General features: G+C 40.5%; 27 protein-coding genes and 1 pseudogene. 5 read left to right on the top strand and 23 right to left on the bottom strand.

Annotated elements, in window-relative coordinates; genetic code table 11:
- Nucleotides 1-54 precede the first annotated feature (54 nt).
- From HXT34_RS03700 to HXT34_RS03710, 3 genes are all read right to left on the bottom strand, one after another.
- Nucleotides 55-633 (bottom strand): LemA family protein, encoded by a 579-nt coding sequence (locus HXT34_RS03700; RefSeq protein ID WP_415686955.1) that lies wholly within the window; start codon nucleotides 631-633, stop codon nucleotides 55-57.
- Nucleotides 634-713: 80 nt separating this feature from the next.
- On the bottom strand, nucleotides 714-1,700 hold the full coding sequence (locus HXT34_RS03705; RefSeq protein ID WP_421784417.1) for a DUF3137 domain-containing protein: 987 nt from the start codon (nucleotides 1,698-1,700) through the stop codon (nucleotides 714-716).
- Between the two features lie 20 nt (nucleotides 1,701-1,720).
- The gene (locus tag HXT34_RS03710; protein WP_415689360.1) at nucleotides 1,721-1,873 is read right to left on the bottom strand and encodes a hypothetical protein; all 153 of its coding nucleotides are present in this window, start codon (nucleotides 1,871-1,873) and stop codon (nucleotides 1,721-1,723) included.
- Between the two features lie 404 nt (nucleotides 1,874-2,277).
- Between HXT34_RS03710 and HXT34_RS03715 the strand changes: the two genes are divergently transcribed.
- Together HXT34_RS03715 and HXT34_RS03720 are read left to right on the top strand one after the other, a co-directional pair.
- Nucleotides 2,278-2,550: a type II toxin-antitoxin system Phd/YefM family antitoxin gene (locus tag HXT34_RS03715; protein WP_421784419.1), complete on the top strand. Its 273-nt coding sequence runs from the start codon at nucleotides 2,278-2,280 to the stop codon at nucleotides 2,548-2,550.
- Complete coding sequence (locus tag HXT34_RS03720; RefSeq protein ID WP_421784421.1) at nucleotides 2,537-2,863, top strand: type II toxin-antitoxin system RelE/ParE family toxin; 327 nt, start codon at nucleotides 2,537-2,539, stop codon at nucleotides 2,861-2,863. The genes HXT34_RS03715 and HXT34_RS03720 overlap by 14 nt, the downstream gene beginning before the upstream one ends.
- A gap of 167 nt (nucleotides 2,864-3,030) precedes the next feature.
- Here the strand turns inward: HXT34_RS03720 and HXT34_RS03725 are convergent, their stop codons facing one another.
- The gene (locus HXT34_RS03725) at nucleotides 3,031-4,479 is read right to left on the bottom strand and encodes an InlB B-repeat-containing protein (RefSeq protein WP_421784423.1); all 1,449 of its coding nucleotides are present in this window, start codon (nucleotides 4,477-4,479) and stop codon (nucleotides 3,031-3,033) included.
- Between the two features lie 1,218 nt (nucleotides 4,480-5,697).
- Here HXT34_RS03725 and cysK point away from each other — a divergent pair.
- On the top strand, nucleotides 5,698-6,630 hold the full coding sequence (cysK, locus tag HXT34_RS03730) for a cysteine synthase A (protein WP_415686957.1): 933 nt from the start codon (nucleotides 5,698-5,700) through the stop codon (nucleotides 6,628-6,630).
- 115 nt (nucleotides 6,631-6,745) lie between these two features.
- Entirely contained in the window at nucleotides 6,746-7,585 is an 840-nt protein-coding gene (gene epsC / locus HXT34_RS03735; protein ID WP_415683459.1) for a serine O-acetyltransferase EpsC, read from the top strand.
- A 179-nt stretch (nucleotides 7,586-7,764) separates the two neighbouring features.
- Here epsC and sstT read toward each other — a convergent pair whose 3' ends face one another.
- From sstT to HXT34_RS03770, 7 genes and pseudogenes are all read right to left on the bottom strand, one after another.
- The gene (sstT, locus tag HXT34_RS03740; RefSeq protein ID WP_415683458.1) at nucleotides 7,765-9,021 is read right to left on the bottom strand and encodes a serine/threonine transporter SstT; all 1,257 of its coding nucleotides are present in this window, start codon (nucleotides 9,019-9,021) and stop codon (nucleotides 7,765-7,767) included.
- 224 nt (nucleotides 9,022-9,245) lie between these two features.
- A pseudogene (locus HXT34_RS03745) lies at nucleotides 9,246-9,859 on the bottom strand (hypothetical protein); the annotation flags it as partial.
- Between the two features lie 10 nt (nucleotides 9,860-9,869).
- Nucleotides 9,870-10,376 carry a GNAT family N-acetyltransferase gene (locus HXT34_RS03750; protein ID WP_415686959.1) on the bottom strand — a complete coding sequence of 169 codons (507 nt, stop codon included), beginning with the start codon at nucleotides 10,374-10,376 and terminating at the stop codon, nucleotides 9,870-9,872.
- Between the two features lie 201 nt (nucleotides 10,377-10,577).
- Complete coding sequence (locus HXT34_RS03755) at nucleotides 10,578-11,222, bottom strand: helix-turn-helix domain-containing protein (protein ID WP_415686960.1); 645 nt, start codon at nucleotides 11,220-11,222, stop codon at nucleotides 10,578-10,580.
- A gap of 444 nt (nucleotides 11,223-11,666) precedes the next feature.
- Nucleotides 11,667-11,915: a type II toxin-antitoxin system RelB/DinJ family antitoxin gene (locus HXT34_RS03760; RefSeq protein ID WP_415686859.1), complete on the bottom strand. Its 249-nt coding sequence runs from the start codon at nucleotides 11,913-11,915 to the stop codon at nucleotides 11,667-11,669.
- Nucleotides 11,916-12,135: 220 nt separating this feature from the next.
- Complete coding sequence (locus HXT34_RS03765) at nucleotides 12,136-13,407, bottom strand: ATP-binding protein (RefSeq protein ID WP_421784427.1); 1,272 nt, start codon at nucleotides 13,405-13,407, stop codon at nucleotides 12,136-12,138.
- Between the two features lie 155 nt (nucleotides 13,408-13,562).
- Nucleotides 13,563-13,691: a hypothetical protein gene (locus HXT34_RS03770; RefSeq protein WP_415686961.1), complete on the bottom strand. Its 129-nt coding sequence runs from the start codon at nucleotides 13,689-13,691 to the stop codon at nucleotides 13,563-13,565.
- A gap of 168 nt (nucleotides 13,692-13,859) precedes the next feature.
- Here HXT34_RS03770 and HXT34_RS03775 point away from each other — a divergent pair, with 168 nt between their 5' ends.
- Nucleotides 13,860-14,108, top strand: coding sequence for a type II toxin-antitoxin system Phd/YefM family antitoxin (locus HXT34_RS03775; protein ID WP_415686962.1), 249 nt, complete (start codon nucleotides 13,860-13,862; stop codon nucleotides 14,106-14,108).
- 178 nt (nucleotides 14,109-14,286) lie between these two features.
- On the opposite strand, the gene HXT34_RS03780 is transcribed toward HXT34_RS03775, so the two are convergent.
- From HXT34_RS03780 to HXT34_RS03835, 12 genes are all read right to left on the bottom strand, one after another.
- Nucleotides 14,287-14,904 (bottom strand): hypothetical protein, encoded by a 618-nt coding sequence (locus HXT34_RS03780; RefSeq protein ID WP_421784430.1) that lies wholly within the window; start codon nucleotides 14,902-14,904, stop codon nucleotides 14,287-14,289.
- A gap of 151 nt (nucleotides 14,905-15,055) precedes the next feature.
- A complete protein-coding gene (locus HXT34_RS03785) occupies nucleotides 15,056-16,462 on the bottom strand; it encodes an ABC transporter ATP-binding protein (protein ID WP_415689346.1) in 1,407 nt (468 codons plus the stop codon).
- A complete protein-coding gene (locus tag HXT34_RS03790) occupies nucleotides 16,441-17,244 on the bottom strand; it encodes an energy-coupling factor transporter transmembrane component T (RefSeq protein WP_415689344.1) in 804 nt (267 codons plus the stop codon). The genes HXT34_RS03785 and HXT34_RS03790 overlap by 22 nt, the downstream gene beginning before the upstream one ends.
- A gap of 2 nt (nucleotides 17,245-17,246) precedes the next feature.
- Entirely contained in the window at nucleotides 17,247-17,861 is a 615-nt protein-coding gene (locus HXT34_RS03795) for an MptD family putative ECF transporter S component (protein WP_415683445.1), read from the bottom strand.
- Nucleotides 17,862-17,929: 68 nt separating this feature from the next.
- Complete coding sequence (locus HXT34_RS03800; protein WP_415689342.1) at nucleotides 17,930-19,648, bottom strand: ABC transporter ATP-binding protein; 1,719 nt, start codon at nucleotides 19,646-19,648, stop codon at nucleotides 17,930-17,932.
- Nucleotides 19,641-21,386 (bottom strand): ABC transporter ATP-binding protein, encoded by a 1,746-nt coding sequence (locus tag HXT34_RS03805; RefSeq protein ID WP_421784434.1) that lies wholly within the window; start codon nucleotides 21,384-21,386, stop codon nucleotides 19,641-19,643. The genes HXT34_RS03800 and HXT34_RS03805 overlap by 8 nt, the downstream gene beginning before the upstream one ends.
- Nucleotides 21,383-22,084 (bottom strand): TetR/AcrR family transcriptional regulator, encoded by a 702-nt coding sequence (locus HXT34_RS03810; protein WP_415683442.1) that lies wholly within the window; start codon nucleotides 22,082-22,084, stop codon nucleotides 21,383-21,385. The genes HXT34_RS03805 and HXT34_RS03810 overlap by 4 nt, the downstream gene beginning before the upstream one ends.
- A 651-nt stretch (nucleotides 22,085-22,735) precedes the next feature.
- Entirely contained in the window at nucleotides 22,736-23,347 is a 612-nt protein-coding gene (locus HXT34_RS03815; RefSeq protein ID WP_421784436.1) for a CadD family cadmium resistance transporter, read from the bottom strand.
- Between the two features lie 147 nt (nucleotides 23,348-23,494).
- The gene (locus tag HXT34_RS03820) at nucleotides 23,495-23,773 is read right to left on the bottom strand and encodes a hypothetical protein (protein WP_415687755.1); all 279 of its coding nucleotides are present in this window, start codon (nucleotides 23,771-23,773) and stop codon (nucleotides 23,495-23,497) included.
- 186 nt (nucleotides 23,774-23,959) lie between these two features.
- Entirely contained in the window at nucleotides 23,960-24,139 is a 180-nt protein-coding gene (locus tag HXT34_RS03825) for a hypothetical protein (RefSeq protein WP_009994761.1), read from the bottom strand.
- 199 nt (nucleotides 24,140-24,338) lie between these two features.
- Nucleotides 24,339-25,775 (bottom strand): class I SAM-dependent RNA methyltransferase, encoded by a 1,437-nt coding sequence (locus HXT34_RS03830; protein WP_421784439.1) that lies wholly within the window; start codon nucleotides 25,773-25,775, stop codon nucleotides 24,339-24,341.
- Between the two features lie 67 nt (nucleotides 25,776-25,842).
- Nucleotides 25,843-26,646, bottom strand: a complete 804-nt coding sequence (locus HXT34_RS03835; protein WP_415683435.1) for a DUF3159 domain-containing protein — start codon at nucleotides 26,644-26,646, stop codon at nucleotides 25,843-25,845.
- Nucleotides 26,647-26,656 lie beyond the last annotated feature (10 nt).

Genomic DNA, 26,656 nt, shown 5'->3' on the forward strand with positions numbered 1-26,656 from the left:
GCAAATTTACAACGATTGGCCACTTGAGATATGCTATCTAGCTAAACATTTTCACTAACCCAATATGTTATCGATATTCTTCTTATTGCTTAAATCGTCCTCACTAATAAAATCCATCTGCTTTATTCCGCTTAGGCTTGCAATAAGCGAGACTGGGAAGGTAACGATATTTTGATTAAGAGTACTGATATTACTATTAACAATTCTTTTTGCCGCCGCCAGCTGCTCATTTTCGTCATTTATTTCTTCCTGCAAGTTCAAAAATTGTTCAGAAGACTTTAATTCCGGATAAGCTTCCGCCAAAGCATAAATCTTCCCTATTGCATGATTCTGGTTTTTTATTGCCGAACTAGAATCCGCTGAACCCAATCCCTCTCTTAAACTAACCAAATCCACTAATGTCGTTTTTTCATACTTTGCAAACGACTGCGCAACTTTAAGCATTTGGCAAATCGTGTCGTATCTTTTGGCAATCGCAATGTCAACGTTTTTCTGTGACTCTTCTATAATCACCCTATATTTTCTTAATCTATTTAAATTGCCAATAAACCAAGCAATAAGCACTACAAGCACTATTGCAATACAAATTAGCACAGTGTTCTCATCCATAACGTCACCCATAACGTCACCCATAACGTCTCCTTTAGTTCTAGTCTTTTCTACTTTTTTAGTTCGCTAGTATTGCAATTTACTAGTTTCTACTTTTGTAATTTTTACTTTTTTAATTTCTCTCTAATTACGTTAATTATTTCGTAATACTCAGCCAAAATATCTCTAAATTTTGCATATTCTCTTATTAAAGATAAGTTTTCTACTCCAGATTTTCCTGGAGCACCAAATAAATACCGACCAGAATCAAAGGCTGCAACAATACTCTCGCTATCTAGGTATAAGCAAACTCGCATTCTTTTTTGCAAATTATTCATTAGTTCTATAAAACTTGGATCTAATACAAGCTTTGTATAAAAATCGTCTGTAGAAAAGATTGAATAGGAGTTATTAAATTCAATGGATTCTGTTTGAACTTCGCTCTCCTCTTTTGTTTTTTTACCATAGTATCCATTTAGTTTTTGTCCCATAAAGTTCTTTCCAGTAACGGGGACGATTCTAATGTGGCCATTTATGTTGGTTTTTGAGTTTATTAATAAGACTTGCCCAATAAAATCCGTTTTTTTAACACTTTTTCCACTTTCACTTCTAGAAAAGTGAATTGCTTGCATATTTGAAAATTCAGTTTTAAATTCATCGCCAAAAATTATGTGTTTACTTGAATAATACCTACTAGATATTGGCAGAAGATTATTAAAAATGCTGCTGTCAATTCCTTCGGAATTGTTTAATACTGTTCCAGGCAGAATCGCATTCAAAATCGGCGTTAAAACATTATCATCATATAGAGCGTCTACATCAACCTTATTATTTACAAAAAACTTACCTGCAAAGCAAACAACAAAAACACCTACTATTAGCAAATAATATTTGTAACGAGAGTAATCAATATTTGGAAAATAGTTATACAAAGTGCCTAAAACCATTACTACAGGTATTAATGGAATTAAACGAACTGGATCAAAAGAATTATTTTTTACGCCTTCTTTTAAAGCGCTTAATTTTCCTTGTATTTGGGGAGATTGTTCTATTTGCGCGAGTCTGTTTAAAACTTCTGGATTTGTAAATACGCTACCATATTTTACATTCATGTCATCTCCCTTTTATAAAATCACTCGGAATACTTTGACATATTTTGCGAATCGCTATGCACAACATTGTAGTCATTTGAATTTACAGTATCATTGTTTGGATTTGTCTGATTCTGCTCATTCGATTCATAGTTATCTCGATCATTCGAGTCATGCTGATTAAACTGTTCCATATATGCCTTTTCTCTAACTCTATACAATCTAAATTACACAAAATCATTAAATAAAAACAGATTTTTACTAAGATTTATTTTGCAAAATTTTAAAGCAAAGAAAGCATTGCAAGTAACAGCGTAATTCATTAAATATAGCGCAAAAGCAGGTCATATCGCCGAAAAACTACCCAATCACTGCAATTTTGCAACGATTGGCTACTAAAATCATGAAAATCGAAACTATAAAGGCAATAATCTAAAGAAATAATCATATAATATCTTTAGATTGCATTAAACTAGTTTGATAATTTATTTGTGTACATAAAGTAAAACTAGATAAGCTAATTCAAAAAAAAATAATAAAATAACCAAAAGCCAAAGCAAAAGCAATAAAATAACAATCATCTCAAAGGACTCACACGATGCCAACTATTAAATCAAGCACAGATTTACGCAATAACTACAACGAGATATCAACATTCTGCCACGAAACAAAAGAACCAGTCTTCATTACAAAAAACGGTCGCGGAGACTTAGCAGTAATGAGCATCGACTTATTCAACAAGTTCATGAGCAAATACGAGCTGTACAGTTCATTATCTCAAAGCGAGTCTGATTTTAACAACAATCGCACATTATCTTTTGAAGAATCAATGCGAAACTTAAGAGAAGAACTCAACAATGGCACAAAGTAACCAAGAATACACAATACTTGTTTCGCAAAGTTATCATAAAGATTTGCAAGACATAGTTCATTACATTGCGCACAATCTAGACTCTCCAATTACAGCATCCGAATTCCTTGATAACGTAGAAGCCACTGTTTCAAGCCTATCCACAATGCCATATCGATACCGATTGGTGAACGATGATTACCTAAGTAGCAAAAACTTTAGAAGATGTTTCGTTAAAAAATATGTAATCTTCTATAAAATTTGCGAAGAAAACAAAACAGTTATGGTGCATAGAATACTTCATGCTATACAAAACTGGGTTGACATATTGTAAGTTAAAGTTATTGAGATACGCACATGTCAGTGAGATATACAAGATCGGTAGTAAATAAAAAACGGCCTTAACTATCAACTAGTCAAGGCCGCCTTGCGTTTACTTTATAAGACTTTACGAAGTCTTATAAAAGCGCGTAAACTTCAACTTTCACAAGTAAACGCTAGTTATCTTCCGGATTTTGCTTCAAACATTCTCCTCATTCTCACAACCACAAAACCAGCAATCGCAAAGACTAAAGCCGAAATAAATGCAACAACCGAAGCTGACTCACCAGACTTAGGCATATCTGGAACATGCTTTTCAGCCTTATGCTCAACAACAGGCGATTTCACAGATTCATGTTCTATCTTATTCACAGATTCAGGAGTTTGAGATTCAGGAACTGTAACCGGACTCTCCGAGCCTGATTCAGACTCAAAAGATGCTGACGGAATTGGATTTGAAGTAGGATGTTGCGTTGGCTCAGACACAGGATTCTTCGTAAAAATGGCATATACAGTCGTATCACTATTTACTGTGGTTTTACCAGTAAACGCAGTACCTTTACCATCCGCCTTAGTATTCCACTCTTTAAACGTGTAGCCATCTTTAGTTGGATTCTTAGGCATTGACTGATCTTTTAACGCATCAGTATCAATAGCCTTACCAGTTTCCACCTTTACCGTTTGAGTCTTATCGCCGTTCTTGAAAGTAACCGTGCTTCGAATCTGCTTCCACTTGGCAGTAAACACAGTATTAGCATTCAACGCATACATATCATCAGGCTTGTAGGCTTTACCAGCAGCATCCACCCAGTTTAAGAACTGATAATCTTCGCGCGTAGGAGCATTTAATAGTTTAACCTTCAAACCTTGCCGTCTTAAAGCACTTATTTTTTGTTTTCCATTGCGAAACGCTCCGCCGTTTGCATCAAACGAAACTTTTGCATTCCACTGTGCGCGAAGTAAAAATTGATAGTCACCCAAAGGATCTAAGGTCTTATCATTCCACTGCGGCAAGTCACAGCTGGTATCCGAAAATAGGGACTTATTGGTCCAATAGCGACGCGTGCCTACCATGTTATGATCCCGATAATACTCAATATCAGGAAACTCGGTATACCATCCACCAAACACTAGATTCTCTTTTGTTGGGTTAGCTGGGAAATCAACCGTATTATCTGTTTTTACCGTATTTGTGATTGCATCTGTTTTACCGCCAATATTTCCGCCCTGAAGATCGAATTTCACGTTCAATTTGCCAAACGAAATCCGCAGAGGTATAGGCTTACCATTGTCGAGTTCATATTTAACGGTGAATTTAAAGTAGCCATTTTCTGGAGAAATATAGCCGTTTTCCGAATGAATATATGTACGATCCCTATCATAAGAAATATGATAGCCCTTGGGAATTTTACCAGTATCAATAGTGATTGTTAGTTTTTGCCCTTCTGCAAAATTGCCAACAAAACGCTGAAAGTTAGATTCTAGCTTGTTGGGTACTGTGGTTTTATTTCCCTTTTCATCCTCGACGGTTATCGGAAGATTTTTCCACATGCTTTCAATATTTGATTCGAGTTGCCCTGTAGCACCTGGATGAATGTGACCAAACCCAGGATCTTGGGCAATGTCCATATCAAGTAAAAACGGATATTTCTTTACTCCTGCAGTTACTGTATCAGCAGCCTGTGCGGTCGCTGCCCCCGCAAAAAGTCCAATCGTAGCTACAAAAGCGACTACTAGACTAATAACTTTTTTTATTCTTTTATTATTCATTTTCATTTCAAACCAAACTAACAATTATCGCAATAATAATTTTTATTAATTTCGAAAATTTATATAGAGTAAATCACGCTAAAATGCATATAAATATGCAGAACCACTCACCTATTTCAATGCAAAATAAATAAGGCATAAAGTAGTGAAAATTATAAAAAATTATGTCACAAAAAAGACAGCATCACGCTGTCTGTCTGTCTGTCTGTCTGTCTGTCTGTCTGTCTGTCTGTCTGTCTGTCTGTCTGTCTGTCTGTCTGTCTGTCTGTCTGTCTGTCTGTCTGTCTGTCTGTCTGTCTGTCTGTCTGTCTGTCTGTCTGTCGAGGATTATATTTTTCATAATCTCAGTTTGTCAACCTCCGTTACCGAATTAACATGCGGAATTATAACAAACAAACTTGGCAAATTCCAGTGCTATGTACTGCATCAATAAACTCAAAACACACTACCAAATCCTAAAGTACCCAATCGCCGCAAATTCGCGCTTAATGACTACTTACGCCAAACAGAGACACTCGCACATAACACCAACTGCACCAGTGTCCCAAAACAAGCAAAATCAGACACTCGCGCAGAAAAGGTGTACATATCAAGGTATGACAAACACAAATCAAGTTTGACAAACTAAAATCCATTCGCTATAGTCATCACTTATCACCATTTCGACGAGTAAAGGAGTGCACATGTATCATACAAATATGATGACAAATTGTTGTTGTTATAACGTATGTTGTTGCGCATTTCTTAATCGAAATGATGTTTGCAAGCATTAAATATGCATAACATCTAGCCTGTGTTAAAAGCATTTACGTTAAAACACAGCAAATTACGATTCAAGAAACAGCGCGCTGTTTCTTTTTTTTATGCCAAAATTCGAATATAAAATCTTGAAAATATAACAATTTAATACGGATTAAATATTAAAACGAATAAATGGCATTTTTAGAAACAACCAATAAGCAGAAGTCGCTTTATTAATAAAATTATTTTTTAAAAATTAAAAATAAACAAAATTAAACAAATTAAACAAAACAAAAAACAAACAAGTAAGACAACAAACAAGTAAGGGGAAATATTATGTCCAACATCTACAAGTCCGTGCAAGAACTCGTAGGCCACACTCCACTTCTGGAGCTTACTCACATTGAAAAAGAGTACAATCTAACAGCAAAAATCCTAGTAAAACTCGAATACTTCAACCCAGCAGGTTCCGTAAAAGACCGCATCGCAAAGCAGATGATTGAAGAAGCAGAAACCGCAGGAACTCTCAAGCCAGGCTCAGTAATTGTTGAGCCAACTTCCGGAAACACTGGCATTGGCCTTGCAATGATTGCACAAACAAAAGGATACAAAAGCATTATTGTGATGCCAGAAAGCATGTCTATTGAACGCCGAAAACTTATGAAAGCATACGGAGCAGAACTCGTACTCACTCCTGCTGCAGAAGGAATGAAAGGCGCTATTGCAAAAGCGAAAGAAATCGTTGAAAACACGCCAAACGCGTGGACTCCGGGACAGTTTACCAATCAAGCAAACGTGCACGCACACTACAACACAACCGGTCCAGAAATTTGGCAAGACACTGACGGAAACGTGGATATTCTGATTGCAGGCGTTGGAACAGGCGGTACAATCACCGGTACTGGCACATATTTAAAGGAACAAAATCCGCATCTTGAAGTAATTGCAGTTGAGCCAGCCGACTCTCCTGTGCTTGCAGGCGGCAAACCAGGAGCACACAAGATTCAAGGAATCGGCGCAGGATTCGTGCCAGATGTTCTCAACCAAAACATTTACGATCGCATTGCTCATGTAACAAATGAAGACGCAATTGAAAGCGGCAAGCTTATAAGCAAAAAAGAAGGCGTGCTAGTAGGCATTTCTTCTGGAGCTGCGGTTTGGACAGCAATTCAAGAAGCAAAAAGAGAAGAAAATGCGGGCAAAACCATTGTTGCAATACTTCCAGATTCAGGCGACCGATACTTGTCAACGCCTTTGTTTGCAGAATAATGCTATGCAATAATGATAATAATAAATGATGTTTTGAAAGTGCGCGTTTAGTAGATTTATAAGCGCACTTTCTAACACTCTAATAAAACAAGCAAGAGAATAATAGGAGAAATGTATGAATGATCGCCTTGACCTTATAAACAAACTCAACTCAATTCATGATTCTGATATAAGGCAAGCTACATTCATACCTAATTACCGAAATATTATTGCGCTCATACATGCGACTCAGGTATTACTTTTGCCTGAGTTGCATGCGCACAATGTAAGCAACGATACTACGCAACTCAATGCTACTTTAAATACTGTTACCTCAAATGCGTTAGACACTATAGAACGCATTATATTTCACGAACTTCAATGCTACACAAACGACACAGTTAAAATTCGAGAAACTTGCAATCAATTTATAAGCACGCTTCCTGCAATTAAAAAGTTACTTTTAACAGATATTCAAGCAATATACGAAGGCGATCCTGCTTGCAAAAGCAAAGTAGAAGTTACGCTCGCATATCCCGGGTTTTATGCAATGCTTATTCACCGCACAGCTCACGCACTCTACGAGCTTAACGTGCCGCTAATTCCTAGACTTATGAGCGAATATGCTCACAGAAAAACCGGAATTGACATTCATCCAGGAGCAAAAATTGGTGCATATTTTTGCATTGATCACGGAACTGGCATTGTAATCGGCGAAACAACTGTAATCGGTGAACACGTTAAGCTTTACCAAGGAGTAACGCTTGGTGCAAAAAGCTTTGCGCTAGACGAGGACGGAAATCCTATAAAAGGCGGAAAGCGGCACCCAAATATTGGCGACAACGTAGTAATTTACGCAAATGCTACTATTCTTGGCGGCGAAACAACAATCGGAAGCGGAAGTATAATCGCAGCAAATGCGTGGATCAACCGCAGCATTCCTGCAAACACAACCTACCACTTCCCTAAAGCCTAATGCACGCTAAAAATACTGATTTCACTTCTACTATTTTATTTGCACGTCTGTTAGATTCATTTACAATAAGCATCCAAATATAATAAAAGTGCGCGCTCATAAAAACGTAAGAACGTCAGAACGCGCACTAACAAGAATACTTAGCAAAAACTAGCAAAAGCTAGCAACACTAGCAACAGCTACTTTTTAAGCTGCACTGGCTCATGATCCTTGCCCATCGTAAACTTAAGACCTGCACGCTGCCACATGCGATATTCGCCAACCGCAGTAAAGAGAACATCCGTGGAAGAGTTAAGTGCAGTTTCGCAAGAATCCTGAATAACGCCAATAATAAGACCAATAGCAACTACTTGCATAGCGATATCGTTTGAAATACCAAACGACGAGCATGCAAGAGGTATAAGCAAAAGCGAACCACCAGCTACACCGGATGCGCCTGCAGCAGAAACTGCAGAAAGCACAGAAAGAATCACAGCAGTTGGAATATCAACGCTAATACCAAGCGTGTGAGCAGCGCACAAAGACATGATAGAAATAGTTATAGCAGCTCCACTCATATTAATAGTTGAACCAAGCGGTATTGAAACAGAATAATTGTCTTTGTTAAATCCAAGCTTTTCGCACAAATTCATATTCACAGGAATATTCGCAGCAGAAGAACGCATGAAGAACGCTGTAACACCCGAATCACGCAAAGTTCTAAAAACAAGAGGATACGGATTCTTGCCAGTAAGCACGAAAACCAAAATAGGATTAAGAATCAAAGCAACAACAGCCATAGTGCCTACTAACAAAGCAATAACGAAACCATACTCGCTAAAAATACGAAGACCGTTACTTGCAACTGTTGTATAAACAAGACCCATAATGCCAAAAGGGGCTGCGTTAATAATCCAGTGGACAATTTTTCCAATAGCAGATGAAACGTTATCGAAAAATGCTTTGGTAGAAGGCTCAGCTAAACGTAACGCAACACCGAAAGCAATTGCCCAGAAGAGGATACCAATAAAGTTACCTTTAACGAGAGCGTCTACAGGATTAACAACAATATTTAGCACAAGTGAATTAAGCACCTCACCAATTCCTTGAGGAGACGGAGAAGACGCTGCTGCAACATGAGCAAAAGTAAAATCAACAGGGAAAATCATAGCCGCACATACAGCTACAAGGCTTGCAGTAAACGTAGATAGCGCATACAGCCCTATTACCAATTTCATATTGCCAACACTTTTTGCTTGCGCAAGCGCACCAATAACTAGGCAAAATACCAAAATTGGCGCAACAGATTTAAGCGCACTGACGAAAAGTTTTCCCATAAGATCTAGCACATAGACTTGAGCTGGCACAAAAATACCAAGCGCAGCACCGAGAAAAAGACCAATTACAATGCGTAAAATAAGGTCAATGTTATTCCATTTTTGAATAATCTTGTGCATGAGAGTCTCCTGTATAGTAATTTGTGCAGAATGTTTTATACTCTTTTACATGTATTAGCACTTGCAAGATTTTTATTTTTTAAAGATTATACATAAGGATGCATATATATGCAAATCGTTAAGTTTTAGCATTTTAGCAATGCTTTTTGCTTAAAAATAGTCCTTATTAATCGTCATTAATCGTCTAATCTGCATAGCTAGTGTTTGGCAACTATTTTGTAAAATAAGGTCAGAACGTACGTGGTAACAATACCAACAACAATTAACGAGGAGAACGTTAAAGACACACCTCTAGAAGTGTCTGTTTTACCTGCGCTCGCATGCTGTAATGCAATCATGTTGCTTACCTCTCGCGCTTTACGCGTTCTTCTTCAAGCATTTGAACGCCAAGCTCAACAGCTTTCTGTGAAGCTTCCTGTAATTGCGCATCCGTCATACCTGGCTTCCAAGGCTTTTCAAAAACAAACAGCAACACACTAGTAATCGCTGCACCAATAATAATGCTTAGCAGTGTAGTATTTGAAACAAGCAATAAAGCAATACCAGAAGTCACCAGCAGCCTGAGCACAAAATCGATGATTCCAATAAGCAAATCACCAGACCCGTCATCCGGTCTACGATGCCTATCCCACTGCAGATACGCTGTACTTAGCAGCGAAAACACCACAACACTCAACGCGAGTATGACCACAGTTTCCCAACCTTGTACGCGGTGCCCTATGAACTGTTGTACGAGCAGCGCAATAATCAGCGTGCAAATGCTAGCAACAGTTTCTGTAATCACATGACCCCAAAAAGCATGCTTGAAAAGCACTGGCCTTACATTCGTCTCACTCATCATCTTTCCTCTATATATTAATCCAATACCTTCTTGTTGTAACGTTTCCTCTTGATAAGCTATTTTTCACTTTGTTTTCTAAAATTCCACCATTATTTTCTATAACTCGTATCGAGCCAATATTGTCATCATCACACGTAATTAAAACTTTATGTAGATTCAAAGTCTCTTTACAATATGTAAGTGCCATAGAAAGCATTTTTGTTCCATAGCCCTTCATACATTCAGATTGCCTAACTTCGTACCCTATGTGACCACCATAGTTAATTAAAAAAGAATTTAATTCATGCCTAATATTAATTTCACCAATAAATTTTTCATTATCTATCAGCCAAAATGTAGTAGCTTTAACATAATTTTCAGGCAAATTTATACCATGTTCATAGTTATAAGAACTCTCTACAATTGTCTCAGGGTTTATAAAACGTCTTTCAGCATTCGGCCTAAAAATTTCATCTTCTTCATTTGCTTCTATATAACCTTGGATATATTTACTATCTGGTCTAATTAGTCGCATACGTGCTCCTTATTTTTTAATATGCAATTCTAATAAGAATGCAATTCTATTAAAATTAGAATCCATAATAGTCTGTTTAGCTTTAATAGTATTACTATTAAAAAAAAACCACACATACAAGCTTTATTAAAGAAAAATTTTTTATTTTTCCAATTAGTATAGGGTTTTCGCATCCATAAAATTTTTCTTTCCACCCATTTACTACTTATTACGAAGAAAACCAACTTTCATAAATTCCTTATCTCCAATACGGAACTTTTTACTATTAAACGCCACTCCCATAATTCTGCTAATAATATACTCATCAGTTATAAGCACGAAATACTGCTTATCTTTTTTATCCACCAAATAATACTGATCAGCCCCAAGAGTGGAAACAGCTTTACTGAAATCATATATGCCAAACAATGGCAATCCTCCAAGGAGAGTAGAAAACCATCCAACAAAATTATCCACTATCTTCTCAGATGAACTGTTATAAGTTTTAACAACAGTTAGCATATTGATTTTTGAGTCAGGATATTCATCTAAGACAATCTGCTCTTTAATTTTCGACTTCTTAAAACTGCTCAACCTACCGTCGAAACCATATTTATTGAGATTAATAGGCTTCTTAGTAATAGAAAAATCAACGCTATTATTCTCATCCAAAAGATAATCAACACTCACGCTTAGAGCATATGCAATAAATTTCAGATTCTCGATATCCGGCAAACCCCGATTTGTTTCCCATTTTGCTACAGCAGCACGAGATACCATCAATAATTCTGAAAGCTCCTCCTGCGTCAACCCAGCTTCCAGACGAGCCTTTCTAATTTTTTCTCCCAAAGATATAACACTACTCATGACACAACTCCTTTCAAATCACTTATTACACATCATGAAATTACTTTACGGAAACCAAATTAGTATTGAAACATTTGATTTAGATACCGTCTAATTACAAACTAACAAATAATTTACAACGGAAAAAGAAACAAGGTGAAACACTATAGTTACCAACTGTAACAGCATAAGAAATCAAATAATGTAGGGAACTTTTTTACGACTATTGCGACGGTTTGTTCTCCAAAACACAAGCAACTAAATCAATAGGCACTCGAGTAAGAAATAGCCAAAACACGCTCAAAAAAACGCTCCAAGCCAGCCTAAAGCCGTCGCATACTAAACTTTTTAACGATAGAAAAAGCTATCGTTAAAAAGTTTAATTTTCTAAAACCAAGCTTACCCCACGGTTTTCTATCATCGTTCAAGCTCTTCAAAAACATCATCTATCGGATAACTATCACTTTAAGCCGCCTGATCATAACCTTTAGCCATCAACGCGTTAAACGTTTTCTCATCCATATCATCTTGTGCCGGAAGCGACTTCGGAATAGTAAGCGAAAACGGAATACCCTTATTAAGAATGATTTGACGATAAAACATGTCAATAGCAGTAGCCCTAGGAATTCCAATAGTTTCCAAAATCTGCTCCGCCTGCTGCTTAATATTTTCTTGTATTCTCACATTCACATTCGCTGTTTTAGTAACTGCCATATCAATCAACCTCCATACACACATCATAAAATACTGTGTCGCATATTGCAATACAATTGCACGAATGGGATTTTTTGACTGATATATACACTTATAGAAAATATGGCGAAGAAAAGAAATGGTATGGAGCCTCTGTTGACTGCGCTTAGAATAAGAAAATCCACTTTATACAATGGATTCTTGTAAGACCAGTAGTCTCATATGTGTGAACATAAAAACATTAAGGTCTTAGAGCAGCAATAGGTATTACGCAAACACCATCATTTCTTTTGTAAGCAAAAGGCGCTTTGGCACATAAAACTGCCATAAATGAAGGTTTAGGCATGTTTTCAGTGTCTATTTTAGATGCTAAATCCTTTAAAGTTTTTGCACCTTCCTCAATCAACTTATCTCCACCGAGCTTAATCTCAACTAGACCATAAGACCCATTTCTTAAATGAATTACCGCATCACATTCTAAACCATTCCTATCTCTATAATGATAAACTGTTCCATCTAAATAATCCGTATAAATTCTTAAGTCACGAACACATAAATTTTCAAATAAAAATCCCATAGTTTTTAAATCATCTAATAAATCTTTTGGCCCAATTCCTAAAGCAGCAGTTGCAATGGATGGGTCTGAAAAATATCTAGTATCCGTTGTGCGTATGGACGCTTTAGATCTTAAATTTGGATTCCATGCAGGCGAGTCTTCTATCACGAACATTTTTCTTAGTGCATCAAGATAAGAATAAAGAGTCACTTGATCAAATGTATCCTCTTGATTGACCAACATATCTTGCCTTATCGTTTCTAGCGAGCTTTGCGAGCCCACATGCCTTGCGTAAGATTTAAGTAGTCTTTTTGCTTTTTCTTTATCTCTTTTTATCGAATCGACTCTACTAATATCTGTAGAAACAACGGATTCATAATAATCTATCGCTTGAAATAAAGACGGTTTTTCGTCTGAACCAATTGCTTTCGGCCATCCGCCTCTACATATTAAAAAGGCTATTTTTTCAAGACTGGTTTCATTAATAGCCGAAATATTTTTATCTTCAAATAAATCTCTAAGAGAAACTTCACCGCTTGAGTCTTTTGATTCATACAAACTCATAGGTCGCATCAAAAGCCTAGAGATTCTACCTATGCCTGTATGCATAGAGTCATCAAATTCATTAGGCACCGCAGAACCCGTTAATATAAATTGGCCAAACTCATCCCTGTTGTCAACCTCATATCGCACTGCATTCCATATATTAGGCGCTATTTGCCATTCATCTATCAGCCTTGGAGCTTCTCCTTCAAGTAGAGTACTAGGAGAAAGTTCTGCCATTTGTTGATATTGTTTCGTCATATCAGGAAGATCCATAGATATAAAACTCTTAGCCTTTTGTTTTGCCGTTGTAGTCTTTCCGCACCATTTAGGCCCTTCAATTAAAACTGCTCCCTTTGCGTCTAATCGTTCTTCTAACAATTTATCTGCAATTCTGGGTAAATACTCCTTCATAATCTCCTCCGATGCCTATTCGTTAGGTAAACTTTATCAGCCATTCAAGTATTTGTCCAATTTTCATTCAAGTATTTGGCGAACTTTCATTCAAGTATTTGGCGAACTTTCATTCAAGTATTTGGCGAACTTTCATTCAAGTATTTGGCGAACTTTCATTCATACATTTGGACAATCACTATTCTATAGTTTGCATATTCGGTATAATCCCAAACAAGCAACTTCTTAAACTCAGGAACCTTATTTTCTGGAATAACCAACAAGCCCTGACCATGAGAAATCAAACAGTGTAGGGAACTTTTTACAATTTTTATACCATTTTGTTCCCCAAAATATAAACAACTAAATCGCACATAGGCTATATGTCATTTATAAAATGATTCTCAAAATACTTAGGATTTATTTATCCTAAAATATATGCTATAACTCTCCTAAAAATGGAGGTTATTGATATGAATGTAAATACAGACACGCTTGTTTCTATTTCCGAAGCAAATCAAAACTTTTCTAAAGTTGCGCGACTTGTTAACACATACGGATCAGCTGTTATTTTGAAAAACAACGCTCCGCGCTATGTAATTCTAGAATTCCCAAAAGCCAAAACTGAAAAAGTTACTGTTCCATCAGACGATGAAGTCATGGATTTATCCAACATGTTCATCAAAAAGAACAAAAAAGCCTATGAGGAACTTGCCAAATGAAGAACTGATCGATATTATTCTCAAAGTTGCATCAAGCAAAGCAAATGAAAATGACCTTTACACTTGGATTAAAAACCACCAAGCCTAATACTCCAACATTCCGAAGCATTTTTAGAATATGCCAAACTCTATTTCGTGCGATTGATCAAAGTAGCGGACACAAAACACCACAACAGTATTACTTCACTACAGCTTTCCCATTCAAACAATGCACAACGTAGTGAGCACATCCATCTGTTTTGCGCCCAAGATTATTACAACCAAGATTGACCTTATTCTTATCAGAAACCTCAACACTACCATTCTCACAAACTACTTCAAGACATGCACCCTTAGATATTTCTCCTTCTAAAACACCCGTACCATTTAACGTATCCACCATGCAAGAAGCAACAGCCTTAACATTATTCGCCACAGCAGAACCATTAAGACACTTTAGAAAAACATCATTCGCCTGAACATTCCTTGCTTCCACCCTGCCGTTATGAACTTCCGCATAAATCTTGTCAGCTTTAATATCTGTTACTAGTACTTGATTCGACTCAGCTTCAATCTCACAAAAATCAACACTCTCTGGCAACGAAACAATTACCTCAGGACTGCCTTTAGCAAGCCAATGCAGCCAGTAAAAAGCCGACACTTTCTCTGTTTGAACGAGTTTTATACCGTCTTGATTTTCTTCAATCCCAAACACGTCTTTTTCACAATTAACATAACTAATGTTAAAAGAATCAGCCCTTCTAACCGTTAAGCTAACATCTTTCGTTTTTGCTACAAACTTCCTACTATTCACCACTTGAACAACTCCCTTGTTAGCGAATTATCTATCTTAATTATACTTACGAATAAAAGTTTTAACAGTCAACAAGTGCGTTTAATACACCATCTTTTATTTCATTATTTTGCTTGTAACGCTCCCTGAGTTCTTTTATTCCTCCGATATAGTTTCACTGCAATTGCCGTGTAGAGAAACGCTCTATATTTAGAATATAATCGCACGTGATATTAAGAAATTCCACATCGTGCGAAACAATAAAAATAATGCGTTTTTGGTTTTTAAGCGATTGAATGCAGTGCGATATGGCAAGCATGTTTTTATAATCCATGCCACTGGTTGGTTCATCAAAATACATGAGCGCCGCTCCATCAACCATGCTAGTAGCAATAGCAACACGCTGTTTTTGACCCCCAGATAAACTCATGGGATGCACATCTTTGAATTCACGGATGTTAAGTTGCTCTAATATAGAGTCTAGGGAAACTTCCGATATGTTTTTTTGTGTAAGTGTGAGCTCATGTTCAACTGATTCGCTAAAAAGCTGGCTGTTTACATCTTGCATTACTAGTGATGATAGCGAAATCCTCTTTCGTTTATTACACTGTTTATCCTGGTAAAACACTGTTTCTTTTGATTGTTTCATAACACCAATAAGGCTTTTAATAAAGCTTGATTTACCACAACCATTTTTTCCAACAATGCCATAAATATAGTTCGTTTGAAAGGCAAGATTGCTTACATGAAGATTGCATTGCTTTGCAAAGCTTAATGTGAGATTGTCTATACGTAGTGTTGGACAATTTTCTATTGTGTATGGTGGCAATTCAGGCAACGAGAGCGTCTCGTCAATATTGCTTCGCAGCCCAAGCGCATGCAACTCATCTGTACTTAAGCGAATAAATTCACGTTGTGTATAACAGTGTTTTATTTCTCCCTTTTCAATATGAATAAGCCTATCAAGTATTTCGCGTAGGTAATACAAGCGATGCTCAGCAATAAGCAACGTAATACCCTGTTCTTTTAAACGCCGAAGCATATTAGCAAGTATTTCAATATAAGTATGGTCTAAATTTGATGTAGGCTCATCAAGCAGTATAAGCTTGCAACCTGCAATATAGGAGCTTGCCAGGCATAAAATTTGTTTTTCGCCACCTGAAAGTTCAAAAATATTTCTATTTAATAAATGTGCAATCGGAAAAAGAGAAAGTAACTCTTGTAACCGCTTCTGCATATCCTTTTTAGACACTCCAGTGTTTTCCAGAAAAAACAGCAGCTCTTGCGTTGTATCGACGTTGAAAAAATGCGTTTTAGGATTTTGAAATACTGATGATACAAGCATTGCAATTTCGTAGATTTGCTTTTGAGTAAGCTCGTCGCCATCAAGGGTGATGGTGCCTTCGATGCGCGCATTATCGTAGCGCATGCCTAATCCGTTTATGGCATTTATGATGCTCGATTTGCCGCTTCCGCTTTCGCCCGTCAAAACAACGCATTCACCTGGCGATACGTTAAGGTTGATAGAATGAATCACCTGGTTTTCATCGTAAAACACGCTTAGATCGCGCAGTGTAAGCATGCAATTCCTCCTGCAATTAGTGCCGCAACAATGCCCATATACAAAAAATCAACAACGCGAAAGCGAATGGTGGTGTAGCGCGTTTTGGTGCCGGGGTTGGATATGGCTTTGCACTCTGCGGCTTTGGTAATGTCGTCGGCAAGGTTGCACGACACAATCATCAGCGGCACGAATACGTACTCTAAATAGCGTGCTGGGTGGCGTTTAGAAATGTTGCGAATGCGCATAGCGGTGGTAATGGCGGCGCTTTCTTCTTTGAACGCTGGGAAAAAGCGAAACATCACCGCAAGGGGAATTGAGACGCATTGCGGTACTTTCAGCAGGTAAAGCGAGGACAGAATAGCGCTTACGCTTGAACCTTTCACCAGGAGCTTTCCTGCTAAATACGGCAGCATGAACAGTTTTATCACCAAGCCGAAACACAAGAACATCTTCAGCACATCAGGCAGACTCGAAAGCGCGTCAAAATTCGGCACAAAACTAAGCAGCGTGTAAACAATCAACGCTTTTAGCACGGTTGCGCGGTAGCCGTTCAGATACAGAAATACCAGCAGCGTAATAAACAGCGGAATTTCGGTAGGGAGGTGCTTAAAGACGCACAGCCCTGCCAGCACCAGCACCACGCATTTGCTGATGGGGTTTGGATTGAACGGGTGCGCGTGCGAGTCACAAAATGAATTGACGATTTCTGCCGCTGCTTGCGCGTTCTTCTGCGCGTTCGCTTCGCACGACGTGGCGCTGGTACTTTCGTTCTTGGTTGATATATGCATGTGAACAGCCATTGTTACGCAACAATTCCGGCTTTTACAAAGTGCTTCTTTAAGAGCTTTTTACCGATAAGCGCCCCGATAATCGCTCCCACGATTGTCCCGATAGTTACTAAAATCATGCTTTGCCATGTAAGAATTTGAACAAGCTGCGCTATATAAGCATCTCCCATCGGCTTACACAGTTCAAGAAAACGCTCGCGCACGAAAATCATCTGGCTTAATACGCCAGGTATCCATAGCGAATACACTGCATATGCCAGCGTGTTCCAGGTGAAGCTGGAGTAGTTGCCAATTTTGCGCAGCACTTCGGCAAGAAGGGTCGTGATAATGACAATCACCAAAACAACGTACGTGTTGCCCAGCAAGAACGTGAGAGCGGGCGGTATAATGCCAAAAATTGCAAACGCAAACATCTTTTGTTCTTTCGCCATAAATAGCAGCACCAATGGCCCAGCAATAATGGCGGCAATGGTAGGGTAGATCAAATACATTATCGGCACAATCCCCATACAGTCGCATGCCATGATAATGACAAGGTAAATCACAGCGAAAATGCCAATAAGAACTAAATCTTTCAGCATAAGCGATTTACGCTGTTGTTTTGTTGTACTATTGTTCTGTTGTTTCATAACAATCTCCTTACTATACGAATCGCACGAACCCATCTGCCGCGCGTGGCGCTGTGGTGCGCGCCGCCTCAATATACGAACTCATCTGCTGCCTGTGTTTTCTCGAGCAGCTTTTGGTAGCTTGAACTGGAACGAAGCAGCTCGCTATGCGTGCCGCACGCTTCAACGTGGCCCTCTTTCAGCACCACAATGCGCGCTGCGTTCTGAATCGACTTCATGCGGTGCGAAATGATGATGACGGTCTTGTTCTTCATGAGCTCATTGAGGGATTCTTGAATTTTTCGCTCGTTGTCAACATCTAAGCTCGACGCAATTTCGTCCAAAATCAGAATTGGTGCATTTTTCAAAAACGCGCGTGCAATGGAGATGCGCTGGCGTTCACCACCCGAAAGCTGCTGGCCATTTTCCCCGATGAGCGTATCAAAACCATCGGGCAACTTGTCAATAAAGTCGCACTGCGCAAGCTGCGCGGCACGCTTTACTTCCTCATCGCTTGCACCTTCACGCCCAATGCGAATGTTTTCAAGAACGCTTGTGTTGAACAGCACGACATCTTGAAACACAATCGATATATTGCGATACAAACTTTCAGCCGACGCGTCTTTAATGTTTACGCCGCCAATGGAAATGCTGCCCGAATCGAAGTCGTACAGGCGCGCTATCAGGTGCAACAGCGTCGTTTTGCCGCAGCCCGACTCACCCACCAACGCGCACACGCTGCCTTGCGGCACCGTAAAGCTAACGTCTTTGAGCACCGGTTTGTTGGTATCGTAGGAAAAATTCAGGTGCTCGATACTCATGTCGAAGGACGAAAAGCTTACATCGCGCCCACCGAGCGCCTTTGCGTTGCGGATTTCGTTGATGCGTTCTACTGCCGAATTGATGTAGAAAATTTCCATGAAAAACATCATGTTCGCATCGACCGCTTCTTTGATTTTCATGGCAGCAAGCATGTAGCCTATCAGGTACAATATCGAAATTTCTCCCGTTTGCATAAGGAAAATGCCGCCCACAATCGTAAATGCAAGCGAGAAGTGGCCAAAAATTCCCGAGCCCATTATCAGGAACGCCGCATTGCGTTCGGTTTTCCAATGCACTCGCTGCGTATCTTCAAGTCGCGCGTATAAACTGCTTTTGACGTGCTCTGTTAAGTTGAACGCGGTAATTTCTTTCGACATCTCGATGCGCTCTTGAAACACTTGCGAATTTTCGCGCAGGCGCACGTAATGTTTATTGAACTGCGCGCGTGCGTAGTTTTTCCCCAGCACAATCAGCCCAAACGACACCAAGGTTGGCACAATAGCAAGCAGCGCCATTTTCCAGTTGCCGATAAGCATCAGTATCGTAATAAGGGGCAAGAACAGGCAAAACCCAAGTGCTGTGGGAATGGCGTGACTGCCTGCGTGCTCGATTGCCGCTACATCGGCCATAATGCTTTGCGCAAGATCGGCAAGGTCGTGCTTCGAGAAATACGACATCTCAAGCTGCGAGAGCTTCTGCGCAATTTCGATGCGCAAGTTCGCCGCTTCCTTGTAGGTTTCGTTGTATTGCGCTTCATATTCAAAGCTTAGCAACACTGCCATTACAATAAGCGTGATCAGCGAAAACAGCACGTAAATAAGCGTGTCGTGCACGTGGTGCAACAGCAGTTGATCAACCAACAGCAACAATAACATTGCCGGGCACATCGTTATAACAAATACCAAAAAGCTGAACATGCCTGCCTTCAGAACGCCGTGAACTCCCTGATCAGTTAGGGCGAAGCTGCGTTTCAGAAACTTATTCATTGCATACTCTCCATTCGTTCGCCTGAGTATAAAGCGTGTAAAGCCGTTTATACTTTCCGTTTTGCGCAATAAGCTGTGCGTGCGAGCCGCGTTCGACGATTTTCCCCTGTTCAGCAAGCAAAATTTCGTCAACGCCCGTGATGGACGACAACCGATGCGCAATCATGATTACCGTTTTGCCGCGCATCAGCTTCTTGAACGCTTTTTGCAGTTCGTATTCGTTATCGGCGTCAACAGAAGCCGACGCTTCATCCATAATGACGATGGGCGCGTTTTTCAAGATGGCGCGCGCAATAGCAACGCGCTGCGTTTCGCCACCCGACAGGTACACGCCTTTCGTTCCAATAAGCGTATTTTCGCGTTTCTCCAGCTTGTCGATGACGCTATCAAGCCCCGCTGCCGACAGCGCCGCCATTACTTCTTCATGCGATGCATCGCGCTTAGCGCAGTGAACGTTGTTGAACAGCGTGTCATTGAACAGTTTGGCGTCCTGAAACACGAACGCAATTTCGCGAATGATCGCCTCTTGCGTGTAGGAGGAAAGCGGTTTTCCGCCAATGAGCACCGCGCCCGAATCAAGCGGGTAGTACGCGCAAATAAGCTTCGCAATGGTCGACTTGCCCGAGCCCGACTCACCCACCAGCGCATATATCTTGTTTTCCTCAAGCGTGAACGACAAATTTTGAAGAACGTGTTTGTCTCCGTAGGAAAATGACACGTCCTTAAACTCGATGGAGTGATTCGCAAAATGCGTTTCGTTTCCAAAATGCATAGATTCATCAGCCATTTGTTTGTACAGCGCTTCAAGCGAATCAACCGCATAGTTGCCTTGGAACGCAAACATGCCAATGTACATAACGCCCATGAATGTGGAAAACATCACGCCCGACAAGAACAGCACCATTATTAAATCGAGCGCAAGGATAGAAGGGCTGCCCAGTTCAGGCAAGCAAAAGACAATCGGAATAACAAGAATTGCCGCCACGCCAAAGAACAGCAACTGATATAAAACGTAACTTTTTTTACAATGCCTCGAGTATTGGTACGCGTAGTCGGAGTAGGTGTGAATAAGCGTGAACAGCTTTTTCATCGAACTGATGGATACGCCGAAAATTTTAATGACGGCAATTCCGCGAATGTATTCGACCGTTTCCGCTGATAGATTATCAAGCGCATCCTGATACACTTTCATAAATTGGTTGCCGCCCATCATGCTTGCCAGAATTGCTCCCGTAACAAGAGTAAGGATGGTAACGCATAATCCAACGCGTATGCTCACCAAGAAACTTATAACAATGATAAAAATGGGCATCAGGAATGCCCTGGTGGCATCGGGAATGATGTGCGCTACAATCGTGTGCGTCAGCGCTGCGTTATCATCGATGGTTTTACGAATAGTGCCTGATGAATGGGTATCAAAAAACCTGAAGCTTGCCGTGTTCAGCCCTTCAACGCCGCGTTTGCGCAGCGCGGTTTCTAAGCTGAAGCCCACGTGATGCGCTATGAGCGCCGAAATTCCTAGAAATATGCTTCCTGCCAGCAACAACAGCACAATCACGAACGCAAAACTTTGCGCGCGCTGCAGGTTGCTGTCAACGATAAGCGCGTGCAAAAAACGATAGATGGTATAGTATCCGCCCGTAATAAGGATGGACGATGCGCCCGATATAATAACTGCCAGTATGGCTAAGCCTTTAAGCTGGGGAATGTAGGCGAACAGTTTTCGGTAGGTGTTCATAAGCGTTCCTTTGTTGATGGGGAAGGCGTTGTGCGGCGGTGCGTGTTTGCGTGCGGGCGCGGCTTGCGCTGTTTCTGCGCGTGCGCACGTTCGGCTTGTGACGTGATGTTTTCAGAATCACTTTGCTCCAGAATACGTAAAATGATGTCTTTTATAAGGTCTTGATTGTCTTGTACAAGCTCGTGTGCTTTCAATACGTTTGCAGAAAGAATAATTGCATTTATAAAAAATGCCATAAACGCAACTCGATTTGGAGCGATATTGAGCGTTTCTGTTTCGATGTTTTGGGTCTTAAACATTTCCAATGTTGTGCGCTCAAGTTGCTTATATACTTCTTCAAGCCGGGAGTTTCTCTTTTTAGCCAGTAGCAATTCAACGTAAACGGGCATCAGTTCGTTCGCGTCAACAGCCTTTTTTGCCATTTCTTCGGCAAGAAATTCCATGCTCCACTGCCTGCCGTCTGCTATCGATTGCGCAATAACGTTGTTGCGGTATGCAATGCCGTCAAGCATGATGTCATACAGTATGCCGGTTGTATTTTTGTAGTAGTGATACAGGCCGCCTTTTGAAAGACCCGTTTCTTTAATCAGATCTTCCATTGTGGTATTTCCAAAGCCCTTTTCCACAAAAATACGTGCTGCTACACGCTTGATTTGCTGTTTGCGCTCATCAAAGCTCAGGCGCTTATTACGAACCATAGGACACCTCCCCGCTGTTGGCGCGTACATCGTCAGAACGGCACGCTATCGCATCACGTACATACGTACCAACACGTACGTTAGTTTGTCAGCGCTACATAACCCACATATTAAGCTGTCTTTCTCCCATGCCGGCACATTTTTGCCGTTACTGCGCATTACGCGCCACCGCACGGTTATATCGACGGTTGCGTCGATATAAATAGTATAAACTAGGAATGCCATACTTTCAAGTACTTCTTGGTGCGGGATAAGAGATGCGCAGGTGCGCCTGCAGCAATGCATTGCGGCGCAGCAAATGAAAACGGAATTTACACCACTTTTAGGACTTGACCGGTGCAAGGTGGGTGCAAAGTGTGTGCACCTTTTAACGTTAACATCCTGTGCACTCGACCCCAGAGCGTCAACATGTTCCCTCATACAGCAAAATCGCGCTCAAAAACCGCAAGAACCCAGCTTAAAGCCGCTTCGCATTAAACCTTTTAACGATAGCCCTCGCTAAGCCCTGTTACACAAGGGCAAAAACGCACCCACCTAATCAGCCTCCTGCATCTTATAGCACGGTGAAGCGCCGTGACGGTGGGAAGCACCACTTATTTTTCTCGTTTGAGTTTGAACATAAAAATAGCAGATAAAGGGAAGGAAATGAATTTACACCAAAGTTAGGACTTGACCTATGAAATAATTAATCGTTCTATTTTCAATCAATATATAGAGACCGAGTCCAATAAACACGACAGGTACAATTACTTTTTCGTACTTTTCCACAGTCTCTCCGATAGCAGAAATTGAGGCGAGATTTTGAGATAATTTGCATAGAATCAAAATCCCTAAGGCAAATATTACTAAACTTATACCAATCTCAATCAAACTCTTTCCTGTAAAATAGGGGATATAAATTCCTAAATTATCTCCACCCATTGCCACTGTTAAACTTGTAAATGCTAAGATTTTTGATCCATTTCCGGTAATTTTCCCCTCGATATCTTCTTCATCAATATCTTCATCCACAAAAATTGCTCTTATACCAAGACCTAGCGGAATTAGACCAAGGAGTCCGATAATCCAATCTTGTGGAATAAAATTTAAAAAGTAAGCGGCAATAAGACTAGCCAGTACAAGCAGTCCTGTACCTAAATACTGCCCTACATAAATTGATTTCAAACCTTTCTTTCCTTGACTAGCGAATAAAATAGTCAAAACAACTAAGTAGTCAATGGATGTAGAAACAAAAACTAATAAAGCGGATACTATTGTTTCCATTATTTCTCCTTTCAAAATGTTAAATTTTTTAGACAGACGCACCCTCTTCTCTCCATTGATACTCAACCCGTAACTCTTTTAACAGCAAAAAACACGTCAGCGACTTGCTGATATACCTTTATTTTACCTTACACTTTTCCTGTAAGCTTAACACTTTAGTTCCGTTTTGCTCCCATCAAGGAAAGTAAACTCAACCTTTCCATCGTGATGCACAGTTAGATAGTCAACAATGCTAAGCCAGACGTTTCCATCGAACACTGTTAACAAGTCCTGCTTTTTCAAATCCTCGATAAAATATTCAACTCCATCATGCCTCGCTTGCTTGTTAACAATAGTAGCTTTGACTTCTTTAAGCCTTGATTCTACAGTATTAAACCTGTTCACTAGACTCGTATATTTTTTCTCATACTCATCCTGGTTCTGCAATTTTCGTGCATTTTCATTGATACAGTTGTTAATCTTTTAACGATAGCCCTAACCAATCACCGGCTAAACAGGACGGACATTGAGCCTGACTTTAAGATTCATAAAAAGAAGTGACTATTACTGACAGAGATCAGTAATAGTCACCCAACGTGAGATATTCAACTATTGACTTGAACCAAACAAAATTCAATCAGTCTTTCGAAGGACAGTCTTAAGCGAGATCACTGTGACACCAATAACAAAAGAGGTAAAACCAATTCTAATAGCAAGTGTGCCATCCCATATTAAGGCAACCAGCATCGCGATTAAGGCAACCGTCAAGCCGAATGTCGCTACTTCACGGCAAAAACGAACGAGCTTGTCCATTATCCTTAAACACCTCCTCGTGCACATACTAATAATCAGGTTTCATTTTACCTTTTGAGCTATATTTTCCCACTTCACAGCCTGGGTGCAAAGTGTGTGCACCTTTTAACGATAGCCCTCGCAAACCCCTGCTACACAAGGACGAAAACGCCACAACAGGCTGCAAGCACAGTAGAAATCATCAAAACGATATCTTGATTCAGTGCGATTTGTAAAGGAACGCCACTGATTCTGTATGATGAGTGTTGGGATATATGTCGAACGCGCGCAAAGACTGAACGCTGTATCCAAGCTCTCTAAACGTGCCAACATCTCGAGCAAGACTAGTCGGATCGCAAGCAACGTACACAACGCTTCTTACTCCAGACTTAGCAATCTGCTTACAAACTTGAGCTTTAGCGCCAGCGCGCGGAGGATCTAACACAACAACATCAGGATGCGCAAATCGGCGCACAATCTTATATGACTTACTCGCCTTAAACACCTGTGATTCAAGCGTTTGCGAAACATCGCCTTCAAGCGCTTCAACAACATCCCTGCCAAGACCTGCGCGCCCAATGTTTCGCCTTGCATTCTTTACAGCAATCGGCGCACCCTCAATGCTAAGCACGCGAGCTGGCTCTGCAGAACCAAAAGCGCCAGTAGTACCAATAGCACCCACGGCACTAGAAGAATCTCCGCCAATATTAGCCAAAGTAGCAAGCGGAATCGTAAACAAACCAGATCCAGAATACAAATCCCACAAAACCGTATTCTTAATACGCCCACCAAGCGCAGAACGAACTAATCCCAAAACGTAGTTCACCAAATGTTCTGGAGCTGCGCGATGAATCTGCCAAAAACCACGCGCGTCAACATCGTAATCAAAAGTACGCGCACGCGATGAATCACCATCAACCGCAACGCGCACGCGCTCGCGCAACAAAGCCGAGCCTGCAACCAACTCATCATTTACTATAAGCGCATAATTTTCGCCAATCGCATCAAGAAGCGCAGCCTTGTCACCAGAAACACCAAAATCCAAACCATCAACTCGAGGCTCTGGAACAGCAAGTCGAATTTGCGAATTTGGCTCAAATTTGCGATTCCACAAATCCAAAGAATCCGCAACTGCTAAAACCGCGCGCGACGCAAGTGGCATAGTATCAATCGCAATGCGATCATGCGACTCGCGCTTTCGCATAGACAATCGCCCTTCATCATCCGCAACCAACTCCATGCGCGTACGCCAATTAAATCCGTTAAGCTCCTCATCCCCCGGCATACGCTCAACGTTAACATCGCTTTCCGCAACATCCATATGCGCTAAACGCTGGAATTGATTAGCAATTACGGAGGCCTTCCAACGAATCTGCCCAGGCAAAGAAACGTGAATTAAATCCGCTCCTCCAACTCCACCACCCTGAGCCAAAGGACCAGCGAGTTTCCATTGCGGCTCTACACGATCCGCGCTAGGCTCCAAAACTTCCACAACTTCGCCAGTAAAAAAGTGCGCTTTTGCACGCATCGGCTCATCCATGCGCACAACAACCAGCTCACCAGGCAGCGCAAATCGCACGAATACAACGCGTCCGTCAAGATGACCTACACATCTGCCTTGATCCGCATATCGCTCGATTCGCATCGTCACTTGCATAAACTACCCCTTAGTTTTGCGTTTTGTTAAGCCGATTTTTTGCTAAGCTTATTCTCTAACACTGATTTTAGTTAAGCTGCTTCTCTTCGCTATGCTTCTCTTCACGATTTTTATGATGTAGACGCATAAACGGCGTTGCAATAATCAAGTAAGAAACCCAAATTGCGAGCGCCCAGAACGGCAATCCCATAATCAAGCGAACGGTACCAAGCCACACAACGTGATTCGTCAAATATAATGGCACTTGCAAAACGAGCCTCAGCACAAAAACAGCAATCCACAATCCTGTTACATACATATATGCTCGCTTAAGCGGCTTATAATCGAGCCATTCGTGAAGCCACGCACCAAAGTTTTCTGTAGGCATTTTGCGAATTGACTCAATTACAAGCCCTAAAGCAGGCACGCGCACAATCAGCGAAATCGCAAGAAGCACACCATAAACAGCATTCGTAATAAAGCCCATCATATAGTAGTCGCGCGCTTGGTGACTCGTCCACACCCAAACAAGGCAGATTCCAATGGAAATAAGTCCACTAATTGCCCCCATAAGTGATTGCCTCTGAATAAGACGAATCACAACTTGCAAAACAGCAATCACAGCTGCCACAATAACCGTTGTTTGCACATTTCGTGTTACAACAAAGCAAATAACAAACAGCAAGCCTGGAAGCATGGATTCGATTACGCCTCGAACGCCACCCATTGAATCAATTACAGAAAACGTAGAACCTTCGGCTCCGATTGAAGCCAATGTCGCTAGTCCTGAGCGTTTTTTGGTTTGCGCAGAATCGTTGAGTTTTACTTCATTTGAAAACTCTTGCGAAGAAAACTCTTCTTCGGATTTCTGTAAAGATTCTTGTGAATCCATTCAATTAACT

The sequence above is a fragment of the Gardnerella sp. DNF00983 genome (genome assembly GCF_049244265.1).
Classification (GTDB): domain Bacteria; phylum Actinomycetota; class Actinomycetes; order Actinomycetales; family Bifidobacteriaceae; genus Bifidobacterium; species Bifidobacterium vaginale_J.